At 71.8% G+C, this 15,128-nt stretch carries 7 protein-coding genes; 4 read left to right on the top strand and 3 right to left on the bottom strand.

The features are described from left to right. Positions 1-62: 62 nt before the first annotated feature. Positions 63-5,522 carry an ATP-binding protein gene (locus RMN56_RS25515; RefSeq protein WP_313720106.1) on the top strand — a complete coding sequence of 1,820 codons (5,460 nt, stop codon included), beginning with the start codon at positions 63-65 and terminating at the stop codon, positions 5,520-5,522. Between the two features lie 95 nt (positions 5,523-5,617). Here the strand turns inward: RMN56_RS25515 and RMN56_RS25510 are convergent, their stop codons facing one another. Genes RMN56_RS25510 through mmsA form a run of 3 tightly spaced genes read right to left on the bottom strand, consistent with a single transcriptional unit; the run spans position 5,618 to position 9,622 of the window. Then, the gene (locus tag RMN56_RS25510) at positions 5,618-6,724 is read right to left on the bottom strand and encodes a substrate-binding domain-containing protein (RefSeq protein ID WP_313720105.1); all 1,107 of its coding nucleotides are present in this window, start codon (positions 6,722-6,724) and stop codon (positions 5,618-5,620) included. Between the two features lie 55 nt (positions 6,725-6,779). Continuing rightward, on the bottom strand, positions 6,780-8,078 hold the full coding sequence (gene mmsB, locus RMN56_RS25505; RefSeq protein ID WP_313720104.1) for a multiple monosaccharide ABC transporter permease: 1,299 nt from the start codon (positions 8,076-8,078) through the stop codon (positions 6,780-6,782). Beyond that, positions 8,075-9,622 carry a multiple monosaccharide ABC transporter ATP-binding protein gene (gene mmsA, locus RMN56_RS25500; protein ID WP_313720103.1) on the bottom strand — a complete coding sequence of 516 codons (1,548 nt, stop codon included), beginning with the start codon at positions 9,620-9,622 and terminating at the stop codon, positions 8,075-8,077. Before mmsA ends, mmsB begins: the two co-directional genes overlap by 4 nt. A gap of 359 nt (positions 9,623-9,981) precedes the next feature. Between mmsA and RMN56_RS25495 the strand changes: the two genes are divergently transcribed. From RMN56_RS25495 to RMN56_RS25485, 3 genes are all read left to right on the top strand, one after another. After that, positions 9,982-11,019 carry a LacI family DNA-binding transcriptional regulator gene (locus tag RMN56_RS25495; protein ID WP_313720102.1) on the top strand — a complete coding sequence of 346 codons (1,038 nt, stop codon included), beginning with the start codon at positions 9,982-9,984 and terminating at the stop codon, positions 11,017-11,019. Positions 11,020-11,123: 104 nt separating this feature from the next. Continuing rightward, a complete protein-coding gene (locus RMN56_RS25490) occupies positions 11,124-14,267 on the top strand; it encodes a GH92 family glycosyl hydrolase (protein ID WP_313720101.1) in 3,144 nt (1,047 codons plus the stop codon). A gap of 109 nt (positions 14,268-14,376) precedes the next feature. Beyond that, on the top strand, positions 14,377-15,120 hold the full coding sequence (locus RMN56_RS25485; RefSeq protein WP_313720100.1) for an N-acetyltransferase: 744 nt from the start codon (positions 14,377-14,379) through the stop codon (positions 15,118-15,120). Positions 15,121-15,128: the final 8 nt, after the last annotated feature.

Raw genomic sequence — 15,128 nt, 5'->3', positions numbered from 1 at the left:
CACTGCCGGGGGCCGTCGCCTCGCGGCGCGTACATCGTGGGTCCAACGGAGGGGTCGGTCGGGTGTTCAGCCGTATCGCCATCGTCAACCGTGGGGAGGCCGCGATGCGGCTCATCCACGCCGTCCGGGAGCTGGCCGCGGAGACCGGGACCCGGATCGAGACCGTCGCCCTGCACACCGACGTCGACCGGGACGCCACGTTCGTGCGGGAGGCGGACCTCGCCTACGATCTCGGTCCCGCGTCCGCGCGCCCGTACCTGAACCTGACGGTGCTGGAGCGCGCGTTGGTGGAGACCCGGGCGGACGCCGCCTGGGTCGGCTGGGGCTTCGTGGCCGAGGACCCGGCGTTCGCCGAGCTGTGCGAGAAGGTCGGGGTCACCTTCGTCGGGCCGAGCCCGGACGCCATGCGCCAGCTCGGCGACAAGATCGGTGCGAAGCTGATCGCCGAGGAGGTCGGCGTGCCGGTCGCGCCGTGGAGCCGCGGCGCGGTGGAGACCCTGGACGCCGCCCGGACGGCGGCGGCCGAGATCGGCTACCCGCTGATGCTGAAGGCCACCGCCGGCGGCGGCGGGCGCGGCATCCGCGTGGTCACGAACGAGGCCGAGCTGGTCGACGCGTACGAGCGCACCAGCCAGGAGGCGGCGCGGGCGTTCGGCAGCGGCATCGTGTTCCTGGAGCGCCTGGTCACCGGCGCCCGGCACGTCGAGGTCCAGGTGATCGCCGACGGCCAGGGCACCGCGTGGGCGCTGGGGGTCCGGGACTGCTCGGTGCAGCGGCGCAACCAGAAGGTCATCGAGGAGTCGGCGTCGCCGGTGCTCAGCCCGGCGCAGGCCGCGGAGCTCAAGGCGTCGGCCGAACGGCTGGCCGTGGCGGTCGGTTACCGGGGCGCGGCGACCGTCGAGTTCCTCTACCACCCCGGCGACCGGCTGTTCGCGTTCCTGGAGGTCAACACGCGCCTGCAGGTGGAGCACCCGATCACCGAGTCCACCACCGGGTTCGACCTGGTCAAGGCGCAGCTGCACGTGGCCGCGGGCGGGCGCCTCGACGGCGAGCCGCCCGTGGAGCGGGGCCACGCCATCGAGGCCCGGCTGAACGCCGAGGACCCGGACCGCGACTTCGCGCCCTCCCCCGGTCGCATCGCCCGCCTGGACCTGCCCGCCGGGCCGGGCATCCGGGTGGACACCGGCGTCAGCGAGGGCGACACCATTCCCGCCGACTTCGACTCGATGATCGCGAAGATCATCGCCTACGGCCGCGACCGCGACGAGGCGCTCGGCCGGCTGCGCCGGGCCATGGCGAACACCACGGTGATCATCGAGGGCGGCGCGACGAACAAGAGCTTCGTGCTCGACCTGCTCGACCAGCCCGAGGTCATCGACGCCAGCGCGGACACCGGCTGGATCGACCGGGTCCGCGGCGAGGGCCGCCTCGTCGCGCACCGGCACTCCGCCGTCGCGCTGGCCGCCGCCGCCATCGAGGCGTACGAGGAGGAGGAGCGCGTCGAGCGGCAGCGGCTGCTGTCGACGGCGGCCGGCGGCCGCCCGCAGGTGCAGCACTCCAGCGGCCGGCCGCTGGACCTCAAGCTGCGCGGCGTCGGCTACCGGATGCGCGTGGCCCGCGTGGGGGCGCACCGGTTCCGGGTCGGCATCGAGACGGCCGGCGGCGTCCGCACGGCCGACGTCGAGCTGGACCGCTTCGACCGGCACACCGGGCAGATCGTCGTCAACGGCGCCCGGTACCGCCTGCTCACCGACACGCACGGTCCGATCCACCTGGTCGAGGTGGACGGCGTCACGCACCGGGTCAGCCGGGACGAGGGCGGGGTGCTCCGCTCCCCCATGCCGGCGCTGGTCGTGGCCACCCCGCTGGCCGTCGGCGCCGAGGTCGAGGCGGGCGCGCCGGTGCTCGTGCTGGAGGCCATGAAGATGGAGACGGTGCTGCGGGCGCCGTTCCGGGCGCGACTGAAGGAGTGCGCCGTCTCCGTGGGAAGCCAGGTGGAGGCCGGGGCGCCGTTGCTGCGGCTGGAGCCGGTCGCCGACGAGGACGCCGAGGCCGCCGACGCCCCGGCCGCTGCCGCCGTCGAGCTGGACCTGCCCGTCGAGCCCGCTGAGGTCCCGGCCCGCACGCGGGCCGCTCGCGGCCAGGAGGACCTGCGCGGCCTGCTGCTGGGCTTCGACGTCGACCCGCACAACGACCGCCGGGTGATCGACGACTACCTCGTCGCCCGCCGGACCGCCACCGAGGAGGGCCACCGGCCGCTGGCCGAGGAGCTCGAGCTCGTCAACGTCTTCGCGGACCTGGCCGAGCTGAGCCGCAACCGGCCGACCGGCGAGGACGGCGACGGCCACGTCCCGAGCGCCCGCGAGTACTTCCACACCTACCTGCAGAGCCTCGACATCGAGCGGGCCGGGCTGCCGAACGCGTTCCAGGCCAAGCTCGCCAAGGCGCTCGGCCACTACGGGGTCGGCGACCTGGAGCGCTCCCCCGCGCTCGAGGCCGCCGTGTTCCGGATCTTCCTCGCCCAGCAGCGGGCGTCGGCCGACGCCACGGTCATCGCGACGCTGCTGCGGTCGTGGCTGCGGGAGCCGCCGCCGGACGACTCGCTGCGCGAGCCCGCGGGCCTCGCGCTGGAGCGGCTGGTGGCCGCCACGCAGGTCCGCTTCCCGGTGGTCGCCGACCTCGCCCGGGGCGTGGTGTTCGCCTGGTTCGCCCAGCCGCTGCTGCGCCGCAACCGGGCCCGCGTCTACGCCGAGGTCCGCAGGCACCTGCGCCACCTGGACGCGCACCCGGACGCCCCGGACCGCGGTGACCGCGTCGCCGAGATGGTACGCAGCACCGAGCCGCTGGTGCGGCTGCTCGGCCAGCGGCTGGTCCGCGACCACCTCGACAACGCGGTGATGCTGGAGGTGCTGACCCGGCGGTACTACGGGAACAAGGGGCTCACCGGCGTCGGCACCCGCGAGGTCGCGGGGTGCACCTTCGTGGTCGCCGAGCGCGCCGACTCGCGCGTGGTCTCCGCCGCGGTGCGCTTCGACGCGCTCGGCGGCGCCCTGCGCGGGCTCGTCGAGCTGGCGAGCGGCCCGGACCCGATCGACGCCGACATCTACCTGGCGTGGGAGGACCAGCCCGAGGACTTCGACGGGCTGGCCGCCGCGCTGCACGAGGTCATCGAGGCGCACCCGCTTCCCCCGCAGGTCCGCCGGGTCACCACCACCGTGGCGGGCCGGGCCGGCGCGGTCATGCACCATCACTTCACCTTCCGCCCGTCGGGCGGCGGGATGGCCGAGGAGCGGCTGATCCGCGGCCTGCACCCGTACATCGCCCAGCGGATGCAGCTGGAGCGGCTGCACAAGTTCGACCTGACCCGCCTGCCGTCGTCGGACGAGGAGGTCTACCTCTTCCAGTGCGTGGCGCGGGAGAACCCGTCGGACCAGCGGCTGGTGGCGTTCGCGCAGGTGCGCGACCTGACCGCGCTGCGCGAGCACGACGGGCGGCTGGTCGCCCTGCCGACGACCGAGGACACGGTCGCCGCCTGCCTGGACTCGATCCGGCGGGCCCAGTCGCAGCGACCGGCGAAGACGCGCTTCCAGACCAACCGCATCGTGATCTACGTCTGGCCGCCGAGCGAGCTGACCCGCGAGGAGATGGAGATGATCGCCGGGCGGGTCCGCCCGACGACCGCGGGCGCCGGGCTGGAGGAGATCCTGTTCATCGCGCGGCAGCGCGACCGGAGGACCGGCGAGCTGACCAAGATCGCCGTACGGATCTCGTTCAACGCCACCGGCGGCGCCGAACTGAGCGTCGGCGAGCCGCCGGTCGAGCCGGTCGAGCCGCTGGACGACTACCGGCTGAAGGTGCTGCGCGCGAGCAGCCGCAACACGGTGTACCCGTACGAGCTGACCGGCCTGCTCGGCGACTTCGTCGAGCACGACCTGGACGACCGGCACGCGCTGGTGCCGGTCGACCGGCCCCGGGGGCGCAACACCGCGGCGATCGTCGCGGGCGTGGTCACCACGCCGACCCCGCGGCACCCGCAGGGCGTCACCCGGGTCGTGCTGCTCGGCGACCCCACGAAGGCGCTCGGGGCGCTGTCCGAGCCGGAGTGCCGCCGCGTGATCGCGGCCCTGGACCTGGCCGAGCGGATGGGGGTGCCGCTGGAGTGGTACGCGCTGTCCGCGGGCGCCCGGATCTCCATGACCTCCGGCACGGAGAACATGGACTGGGTGGCGGCCGCGCTCAAGCGGATCGTCGAGTTCACCCAGGACGGCGGTGAGATCAACATCGTGGTGGCGGGCATCAACGTCGGCGCGCAGCCGTACTGGAACGCCGAGGCGACGATGCTCATGCACACCCGGGGCGTCCTGGTGATGACGCCGGACTCGGCCATGGTGCTGACCGGCAAGCAGTCGCTCGACTTCTCCGGCGGCGTGTCGGCCGAGGACAACTTCGGCATCGGCGGCTACGACCGGGTGATGGGCCCGAACGGGCAGGCGCAGTACTGGGCGCCCGACCTTCCCGGCGCGCGCGACGTGCTGATGGCGCACTACGACCACACGTACGTGGCGCCGGGCGAGTCGGCGCCGCGCCGGGCGACGACCAGCGACCCCGTCGACCGGGACATCTCGGACTTCCCGCACACCGTGGCCGGCAGCGACTTCACCACCGTCGGCGAGATCTTCTCCACCGCGGCCAACCCGGACCGGAAGAAGCCGTTCGACATCCGGACCGTGATGCGGGCGCTCGCCGACCAGGACCACCCGGTGCTCGAACGCTGGGCGGGCATGGCCGACGCGGAGACCGCGGTGGTGCAGGACGTGCACCTCGGCGGCATCCCGGTGTGCCTGCTCGGCATCGAGTCCCGGTCGGTGCCGCGCCGCGGCTTCCCGCCCACCGACGGTCCGGACACCTACACGGCCGGCACCCTGTTCCCGCGCTCGTCGAAGAAGGCCGCGCGGGCGATCAACGCGGCCAGCGGCAACCGGCCGCTGGTGGTGCTGGCGAACCTGTCGGGCTTCGACGGCTCGCCCGAGTCGATGCGCAAGCTCCAGCTGGAGTACGGCGCCGAGATCGGCCGCGCCATCGTGAACTTCCGCGGGCCCATCGTGTTCTGCGTGATCTCGCGCTACCACGGCGGCGCGTTCGTGGTGTTCTCGAAGGCGTTGAACCCGAAGATGACCGTGCTGGCGCTGGAGGGCTCGTTCGCCTCGGTGCTGGGCGGCGCCCCGGCCGCCGCGGTGGTCTTCTCCGGCGACGTCAACGCCCGCACGGCCGCCGACCCGCGGGTGCGGGACCTGGAGGCCCGGGTGGCGGCCGCCGCCGGCGCCGACCGCGCCGCGTTGACCGCGGAACTGGACGAGCTCCGCTCGTCGGTCCGCGCGGAGAAGGTCGGCGAGGTGGCCACGGAGTTCGACCGGGTGCACAGCATCCAGCGCGCCGTCGAGGTCGGCTCGGTCGACGCCGTCATCCGCGCGGCGGAACTCCGCCCGCGCGTCATCGAGGCCATCGAGGCGCACCTGCGGTGACCGCCCGGCGCGGTCGGCGGCCAACGCCCCGACCGCGCCGCGCATGACGAAGGGCCCCGGAGCGAACTCCGGGGCCCTTCGTCGTGCGAGCGGGATTACTTGGTGAGCGCGGAGAGCTTCGGGTCGTTGGCGTACGCCTCGGCCGCGTTGGCCTTGGTGACGGCCACCGGCGGCAGCAGGTAGGTGTCCACGACCTTGGAGCCGTTGTTGTACGACTTGGTGTCGTTCACCTCGGGGGTGTTACCGGCCTGCAGGGACTTCACCATCTCGATGGTCTGCTTGACCAGGTTCCGGGTGTCCTTGTTGATCGTCATGTACTGCTCGCCAGCCATGATCGACTTGACCGACTCGACCTCGGAGTCCTGGCCGGTGACGACCGGGATCGGCTTGCCGGCACCCTTGATCGACGTGATGATCGCGCGGGCCAGGGTGTCGTTCGGGGACAGGACGCCGTCCAGCGTCTTGCTGCCGTAGGTCGAGGTCAGCAGCTGGTCCATGCGGGCCTGGGCGCCCTCGGCCTTCCAGCCCTGGATGGCGGTCTGCTTGACGTCGGCCTGCTTCGAGGCGACGACGACGTTGCCCTTGTCGATCTCCGGCTTGAGGACGCTCATCGCGCCGTCGAAGAAGACACCGGCGTTGTTGTCGTCCGGCGAGCCGGAGAACAGCTCGATGTTGTACGGGCCGTTCGGCTTCTTGGCCTTCATGCCGTCGAGCAGGGCCTGGCCCTGGAGCTGGCCGACCTTGAAGTTGTCGAACGCGACGTAGTAGTCGAGGTCCGGCGTGTTCTTGATGAGCCGGTCGTACGCGATGACCTTCGCGCCGGCGGCGTGCGCGGCGGCCACCTGGGTGGACAGCTGCGCGGCGTCGGTCGCGCCGATGACGATGACCTTGGCGCCCTTGGTCACCATGGCGGTGATCTGGGCCTGCTGGTCCGCGACGGTGGTCGACGCGCCGGCGTACTGCACGTCGCTCTTGAAGCCGGCCTCCTTGAGGCCGTTGGTGAACAGGTCACCGGCGAGGACCCAGTTCTCCGAGGTCTTGGCCGGCAGGGCGACGCCGATCAGGGAGTCGGCCGCGAAGCCCTTGGTGTCGCCCTTGGCGCCGCCGCTGTCGCCCTCGCGGCCGTTGCCGCAGGCGGTGGCGGTCAGGGCCAGCGCGGCGATGGCGCCGATGGCCATCGATTTGCCGATCAGTTTACGCATGGCTGGATGGTGCCCTTCTGGAGAGGTGATACGGGGTGTGAGGCGGGGTGAAACGTCAGCTCGGCACGGCCGTGCGGGCGGTCTCCCGGTCCGCGTCCGGTGGTGCCGTGGGCGGGGCGGGAGTGTCCCGGCGGAACGAGCGCGTGAGGCTGCCGATGACGGAGAACCGGCCCTGCTTCTTGTTGTAGACGTCGAGCGCGACGGCCAGCAGCAGCACGAGGCCCTTGATGATCTGGACCCGGTCGGTGCCGACGCCGAGCAGTTGCAGGCCGTTGTTGAGCACGGCCATGACCAGACCGCCGACGATCGAGCCGCTGATGGTGCCGATGCCGCCCGAGACGGCCGCGCCACCGATGAAGACCGCGGCGATCGCGTCCAGCTCCCAGCCGTTGCCGTCCTGCGGGCCGGAGGCCGCCGAACGGGCCACGAAGATCATGCCGGCCAGGGAGGCCAGGACGGCCATGTTCATCATGACGAAGAAGTTGACCCGCTTGAGCTTCACACCGGAGAGCTCCGCGGCCCGGGAGTTGCCACCGACGGCGTAGATGTGCCGGCCGCCCGCGGTGTTCCGGGTGTAGAAGGAGTACGCGAGCACCAGCGCCACCAGGATGATGCCGGAGACCGGGAAGCTCGTGCCGACCCGGCCGCTGGCGAAGCGGAGCGCGGCGAAGACGATCACACCGACCATGACGGCCATCCGGAGCACCGAGATCCACATCGGCGCCGGCTCGGCGTCCATGTCCCGGCGGGTCTTGCGGGCCTGCAACTCCCGCCACACCACCGCCACACACGCGGCGAGGCCGAGCAGGAGCGTCAGGTTGTTGTAGCCGGTGTTCGGGCCGACCTCGGGCAGGAAGCCGGAGCCGATCACCCGGAAGCCCTCCGGCACGGAGATCGTGTTCGCGTTGCCGATGAACTGGTTGCCGCCCCGGAAGAGCAGCATGCCGGCCAGGGTGACGATGAACGCCGGCACCCCGATGTAGGCGACCCAGAAGCCCTGCCACGCGCCGATGACCGCGCCGATCACCAGGCCGAACAGGATGGCGACGGGCCAGGGCAGCGACCATTCGGCCATCGCCTTGGCCACCAGGATGCCGGTGAAGGCCGCGATCGAACCGACCGAGAGGTCGATGTGCCCCGCGACGATCACCATCAGCATGCCGATGGCCAGGATGAGGATGTACGAGTTCTGGTTGAACAACGCGATCAGGTTGTCCGACCGCAGGGTCAGTCCGTCCGTCAGGATCTGGAACAGGACGACGATCGCCACCAGGGTGAAGATCATCCCGAACTGGCGGGCGTTGGACGTGGTCCCTCCGAAGAGGTTCTTCTGCAGGTCCTTGATTCGGCTCATCGTGTCTGCATCTTCTTCGTCGAGGTCATCTGCTTCATGAGGGTTTCCGGGTCCGCGTCCTGCCGGGCGATCTCACCGGTGATGGCGCCTTCGAACACGGTGTAGATGCGGTCGCAGAGCCCGATCAACTCGGGGAGCTCCGAGGAGATGACGACGACGCCCTTCCCCTGGTCGGCGAGCCGCTGGATGATGCCGTAGATCTCGTACTTCGCGCCAACGTCGATGCCGCGGGTCGGCTCGTCGAGGATCAGGAGGTCCGGGTCCGTGAACATCCACTTCGCCAGGACGACCTTCTGCTGGTTGCCGCCCGAGAGCTTGGAGACGCTCTCGTCGACCGACGGCGCCTTGGTGCGCAGCTCCCGCCGGTAGGACTCGGCCGCCTTGTACTCCGCGACCTCGTCCAGGACGCCGTGGCGGGAGATCTTCGACAGCTTGGCGGCCACGGTCGACGCCTTGATGTCGTCGAGCAGGTTCAGGCCGATCGCCTTGCGGTCCTCGCTGACGTACGCGAGCCCGTGGGCGATCGCGTCGGCCACCGACTTCAGGACGATCTCCTTGCCGTCCTTGATGATCGTGCCCGACTCGTACACGCCGTAGGAGCGGCCGAAGACGCTCATCGCCAGCTCGGTGCGGCCGGCGCCCATCAGGCCGGCGAAGCCGACGATCTCGCCGCGGCGTACGACGAAGCTCTCGTTCTTGCAGACCTGCCGCTCCGCCGAGATCGGGTGCCGGACGTTCCAGTCCCGGACCTCGAAGAAGACCTCGCCGATCTTCGGGGTGTGGTCGGGGAACCGGCTGTGCAGCTCGCGACCGACCATGCCCCGCACGATCCGGTCCTCGTCGACGCCGTCCGCGTGGACGTCCAGCGTCTCGACGGTCCGGCCGTCGCGCAGGATGGTGATCTCGTCGGCGATCGCCTCGATCTCGTTGAGCTTGTGCGAGATCATGATCGAGGTGATGCCCCGCGAGCGGAATCCGCGCAGCAGATCCAGCAGGTGCCGGGAGTCGGCCTCGTTGAGCGCGGCGGTCGGCTCGTCCAGGATGAGCAGCTTGACGTCCTTGGCGAACGCCTTGGCGATCTCCACGAGCTGCTGCTTGCCGACGCCGATGTCCTTGACCAGGGTGTCCGGGTCCTCCCGCAGGCCGACCCGGGCCATCAGGTCCAGCGCCATCCGGTTGGCGGCCTTCCAGTCGATCGCACCGTGCTTGCGCGGCTCGTTGCCGAGGAAGATGTTCTCGGCGATCGACATGCCCGGGATGAGCGCCAACTCCTGGTGGATGATCACGATGCCGGCGTTCTCGCTCGCCCGGATGTCGGCGAAGCGGGTCTCGGCACCCTGGTAGATGATCTGGCCGTCGTAGCTGCCGTACGGGTAGACGCCGCTGAGGACCTTCATCAGCGTCGACTTGCCCGCACCGTTCTCGCCGCAGATCGCGTGGATCTCGCCCGCGCGGACCACCAGGTTGACGTCGGCCAGGGCCTTGACGCCGGGGAACTCCTTGGTGATGGAGCGCATCTCCAGGAGGACGGGCAAATCGCTCATCGCTCCCACCGCCTTGCCAACGCCATGGCCGCCTCCGCGGGTTATGACCTTCGCTCACTTTTCGTTGTCGTGGGCAAGGAAATCTCGCCAGAGACGCTTCCGCAAGTGCCCAAGTCGCTCTTTTGCGTAACAAGTCGGTAATATCGACCGCCACGCTGAGTGACGTTCGCGACGCCCCCTCGGCTTGCGGACAAGCGCGGCCGGGGTGCTAGCGACCAGCCCATGACATCGTTGACGCGAATCGTATACCGCGGTTCCCGAGCGACCCTCACGACCCGGGGCGGCCGAGGTGGGGTGGGGAGGCCGGCCGCCGGCCCGAGCCGGCGATCCCCCGACACGCCGGTGTCATAATTCCCGCCATGACCGCTGACCGGAAGGCTGGTCGACCGAGCCTCGCGCAGGTCGCGGCGCTGTCCGGCGTGTCGGTGAAGACCGCCTCCCGGGCCCTCGGGGGCGAGCCCCGGGTGGCCCCGGAGACCCGCTCGCGGGTACGCGACGCCGCCGACCAGCTCGGCTACCGGCTGAACGGGGTGGCCCGCGAGCTCCGCCGCGGCGCGAGCACGTCGACGCTGGTCGGCCTGCTCATCGGCGACCTCGCGAACCCGTTCTACTCGCGGCTGGCCGGCGGCCTGGAGCGTGACCTGCGCATGCGCGGCCTCCAGTTGATCACTGCGAGCACCGACGAGGATCCGGAGTGGGAGCGGCGGCTCGCCGACGCGCTGCTGGAGCGGCGGGTCCGCGGGCTCGTGATCGCCTCGACCGCGACCGAACACGCCCACTTCGCGGCCGAACACCGCCACGGCATCCCGTTCGTCTTCGTGGACCGGCCGCCGGTCGAGCTGAGCGCGGACACCGTGCTGCTGGACAACCACCACGGCGCCCGGCAGGCCGGCGTCCACCTGACCGCGGCGGGCCATCGCCGCATCGGGGTGGTGGGCGACCTCGCCCGCCTGAGCACCCACCGGGACCGGCTGGACGGCTTCGCCGAGGCCATGCGCGCCGTGGGCGTGGCGAACTGGACGGACTACCTGGTGGAGAACGCGCACGACGTCGACGCCGCCGAGGAGGCCGTGCGCGGGCTGCTGGGCCGCCCCGACCCGCCGACCGCCCTGTTCACCATGAACAACCGGATCACGCTGGGCGCCCTGCGGGCCCTGCGGGGCCACCCCGCTCCGCCCGCGCTCGTGGGCTTCGACGAGGTGGACGTCGGTGACGTGCTGGGCGTGAGCGTCGTGGCACACGATCCGGAGGACATGGGCCGGCGTGCGGCGGGACTGCTGCTCGACCGGATCGACGGCCATCGCGGCCCGGCCCGGCAGGTGGTGATCCCGACCCGGCTGCTGGCCCGCGGTTCCGGCGAACGGCCACCGGCCCCGGCGGGAATCACCGGCTCCTAGCTCGCCATTGACAGGCGCCTTCCTGGGCTCTACACAGGACAATGACATCTCTCGATGACAACGATGTCACGGAGTGTCGTCCGCGCCTCAAGGAGGATCGCCTCATGCTCCGATCAGGCCCGTCCCGTCTGCTCACCCTGGTGGCCACCGCCGTCACCGGAGCGTCCACACTCGTCGCGGTCGCCTCGCCGGCCGCAGCGGCGCCGCTCACCCTCACCCCGTACGTGAACCCGTTCATCGGCACCGACGACAGCAACGCGCCGAACCCCGTCGGCGGCGGCGCCGGCGGCAGCACGGTCCCCGGCCCGGTGCAGCCCTTCGGCATGGTGCAGCTGAGCCCGGACACCCCCACCGCCTCACCGTCGGGCTACCGGTTCAGCGACACCCAGATCGAGGAGTTCAGCCTCACCCACTTCAACGGCGCCGGCTGCGCCAACAACGAGGACCTCGGGATCCTGCCCGTGACCGGCGCGCTCGGCGCCTCGCCGGGCAGCTCGTGGACCTCCTACCGCGCCACCCAGGACAAGGCACAGGAACAGGCCCGCCCCGGCTACTACCGGGCCGTGCTCAGCAACTACGGCAGCACCCGGGTCGAGGCGTCGGCCACCCAGCGCAGCGCCGTCCTGCGCCTGACCTATCCCGCGACCAGCACCGCGCGGGTTCTGATCAACACCAGTCGCAGCGCCACCGGCAGCCGCGCCGGCTCGATCCAGATCAGCGGCTCCACCGTGACCGGCAGCGTCACCGGCGGCGGGTTCTGCGGCAACAGCAGGACGTACCAGATCTTCTACCGGATGGAGTTCGACCGCGCCCCCAGCGGCGTCGGCACCTGGCTCGGCGGCACCGTGACGGCCGGCTCCACGAGCGCCAGCGGCACCAACTCCGGCGGGTACCTGACCTTCGACACCTCCGGCAACCCGGTCGTGCAGGTCAAGGTCGGCATCTCCCTCGTCAGCGCGGCGGGCGCACAGGCCAACCTCGCCGCCGAGCAGTCCGGCTTCGCCTTCGACACCGTCCGCACCAACGCCGACGCCCAGTGGAACGCGATCCTCAACCGCGTGCAGGTCACCGGCGGCGCCGCCGCCGACCTGCAGAAGTTCTACACCGCGCTGTACCGGGTGTTCATCAACCCCAACCTGGCCAGCGACGTCGACGGGCAGTACCGCGGCTTCGACAACGCCGTCCACACCGCCGGCCACCCGGTCTACCAGAACTACTCCGGTTGGGACATCTACCGGTCCTGGGCCGCACTGATCGCCTTCCTCGCGCCCGCCGAGGCGGCCGACATCGCCCGGTCCATGGTGCTCGACGGCCAGCAGGGCGGCCTGCTGCCGAAGTGGTCGCACAACACCAACGAGACCTTCGTCATGACCGGCGACCCCGGCCCGATCATCGTGGACAGCATGTACCAGTTCGGCGTACGCGGCTTCGACACCGCGGCGGCGCTGGCCCTGATGAAGAAGAGTTCCGCCGGCGGCACCACCCAGGGCAGCCCGATCCGCGGCCGGCAGAGCGGCTACGTCCAACGCCACTACATCGACGGCGACCCGTCGGACTCGCTGGAGTACTCCGCCAGCGACTTCGCGGTGGCCCAGTTCGCCCGGGCCCTGGGCGACACCGCCACCTACGACACGCACATGGCGCGGGCCCAGTGGTGGCGCAACACGTTCAACCCCGAGTCGGGCTACGTCCACCCGCGCAACGCCGACGGCACCTGGCCGTGGCCGCTCGACCCGGCCAGCCAGTCGAACTTCGTCGAGGGCAACGCCGCGCAGTACACCTGGATGGTCCCCTACAACCTCGGGGCCCTGATCGACCTCATGGGCGGGCGGCAGACCGCCGTGCAGCGCCTCGACCACCACTTCACCCAGACCAACGGCGGCCAGTCCCAGCCGTACTTCTACATCGGCAACGAGCCGGAGCACGGCGTCCCCTGGGCCTACCACTTCGCCGCCGCGCCGGCCGGCACCAGCGCCGCGGTCCGGCGGATCATGAACGAGTCGTTCACCACCGGCCCCGGCGGCCTGCCCGGCAACGACGACCTCGGGGCGACCTCCGCCTGGTACGTCTGGTCCGCCCTGGGCATGTATCCGCCCACCCCGGGGGCCGACACCCTCGCCCTGCACGGCCCGATGTTCCCGTCGATCCTCGTCGACCGGCCGGCCGGTGACGTCCAGATCACCGCCGCCAACGCCGGCCAGGGCAACCAGTACGTGCAGAGCCTCGCCGTCAACGGGGCCACCACCCAGCGCACCTGGCTGCGCTACGGCGACCTCGCGGGCGGCGCCACACTGGCGTACACGATGGGCGGCGCGCCGTCCTCGTGGGGCACCAGCCCCGCCGACGCGCCGCCGTCGTTCACCGACGGGGCCACCCCACCGGCCGCCGCGCCGGAACTGGGCGCCAACCTGGCCGCCGGCAAGCCGGCCAGCGGCTCGGCGGCGTGCAACTCGGCCGAGGGCCCGGAGAAGGCGTTCGACGGCCGCCTGGGCAGCGCCAGCAAGTGGTGCTCGCTCGCCTCCGGGACGAAGTTCCTCCAGGTCGACCTGGGCGCGACCCAGACCGTCCGCTCCGTCGTCGTCAAGCACGCCGGGCTGGGCGGGGAGAGCACCGGCTGGAACACCGGTGACTTCACCATCCAGACCAGCACCGACGGCAGCACCTGGACGACCCGGGCCACCGGCACCGGAAACCGCGCGGGCCGCACCTACCACCCCGTCCCGGCCGTGACGGCCCGGTACGTCCGGCTCACCATCACCACGCCGACCAACAACGGCAACACCGCCGCCCGCATCGACGAGTTCGAGGTGTACGGCGGCGCCGGCGCGACCAACCTGGCGCTGAACCGGCCCGCCACCGCCGACTCGCAGTGCGCGAGCACGGAGGGGCCCGAGAAGGCCGTCAACGGCAGCACCACCGGCGGCAACTCCGACAAGTGGTGCTCGACCGGCGCCACGAAGTTCCTCCGCGTCGACCTGGGCGCCGGCCACCACATCCAGTCCGTCACCGTCCACCACGCCGCCGCCGGTGGCGAGGACCCCGCCTGGAACACCCGGGACTTCGACCTGCAGGTCTCCCCCGACGGGTCGACGTGGACGACCGTCGCCCAGGTCCGCGGCAACACGGCGGGCGTGAGCAGCCACCCGATGTCCGTCGACGGCAGGTACGTGCAGGTCAGGGTGCTCACCCCCACCCAGACCAGCGACGCGGCCGCCCGCCTCTACGAGGTCGAGGTCTTCGGCACCTGACCCGGGGCCGACACCCGCTCGAACGGCGGCCGGTGCCCGCCGGCACCGGCCGCCGCCGGAGCGGAAAAGCGCGTGCGGATCAGGCGGTGACCGCTCTACCGTGCCCGGCGTGACCCTGGACATCGTGAGCCTGGCCGAACGCCCCGAGCTGGCGCCGCTGCTCGACAAGGATTTCGACGGCGCCTGGCCCCAGTTCATGCTCTGGGACCCGATGGGCTCGGTGTACTACAGCGTGGCCCACGACCTCTACCCGGAGTTCGTCTTCGCCGCCGTCGACCCGGCCGAGCCGGGCCGCGCCGTCGCCCGGGCGTACGCCGTGCCGTTGCGCTGGACGGAGGACGAGCTGCCCGACGGCGGCTGGGACCGGATGATCCAGCGGGCGGCCGTCGGCCGACTCACCGGCGCCACCCCGAACCTGGTCTCGGCGCTGGAGATCTGCGTGCGGCCGGACCGGCGTGGCGGCGGCGTGTCCGGGCTGATGCTGGCGGCGATGCGCGCGGCGGTCGCCCGGCTGGGCTTCGACACCCTGGTGGCGCCGGTGCGCCCGAACGGCAAGGCCGCCGTCCCCGACCTGCCGATGAGCGGGTACGCGGCGCGGGTGCGCCCCGACGGCCTGCCGGTCGACCCGTGGCTGCGGGTGCACGTGCGGGCCGGCGGGGTGATCGAGCGGGTGGCGCCCCGGTCGATGGCGGTCACCGGCACCCTCGCCGACTGGCGGCGGTGGACCGGGCTGCCCTTCGACACCAGCGGGCCGGTGCACGTGCCGGGCGCGCTGGCGCCCGTGCTGGTCGACGTGGCGCACGACCACGCCGCCTACGTCGAGCCGAACGTGTGGGTGCGGCACCGGCTGTGACAGCCGAC

The sequence above is a fragment of the Micromonospora halotolerans genome (assembly GCF_032108445.1).
In the GTDB taxonomy this organism is placed as follows: Bacteria; Actinomycetota; Actinomycetes; order Mycobacteriales; family Micromonosporaceae; genus Micromonospora; species Micromonospora halotolerans.
The sequence above is the reverse complement of the archived record's forward strand: the minus strand, read 5'-3'. Positions and strand labels throughout refer to the sequence as shown.

Bases quoted from the DNA above. Each gene is read 5' to 3' on its own strand.
- RMN56_RS25510 (WP_313720105.1), bottom strand. From the start codon at position 6,724: ATGCGTAAACTGATCGGCAAATCGATGGCCATCGGCGCCATCGCCGCG.
- mmsB (WP_313720104.1), bottom strand. From the start codon at position 8,078: ATGAGCCGAATCAAGGACCTGCAGAAGAACCTCTTCGGAGGGACCACG.
- mmsA (WP_313720103.1), bottom strand. From the start codon at position 9,622: ATGAGCGATTTGCCCGTCCTCCTGGAGATGCGCTCCATCACCAAGGAG.
- RMN56_RS25495 (WP_313720102.1), top strand. From the start codon at position 9,982: ATGACCGCTGACCGGAAGGCTGGTCGACCGAGCCTCGCGCAGGTCGCG.
- RMN56_RS25490 (WP_313720101.1), top strand. From the start codon at position 11,124: ATGCTCCGATCAGGCCCGTCCCGTCTGCTCACCCTGGTGGCCACCGCC.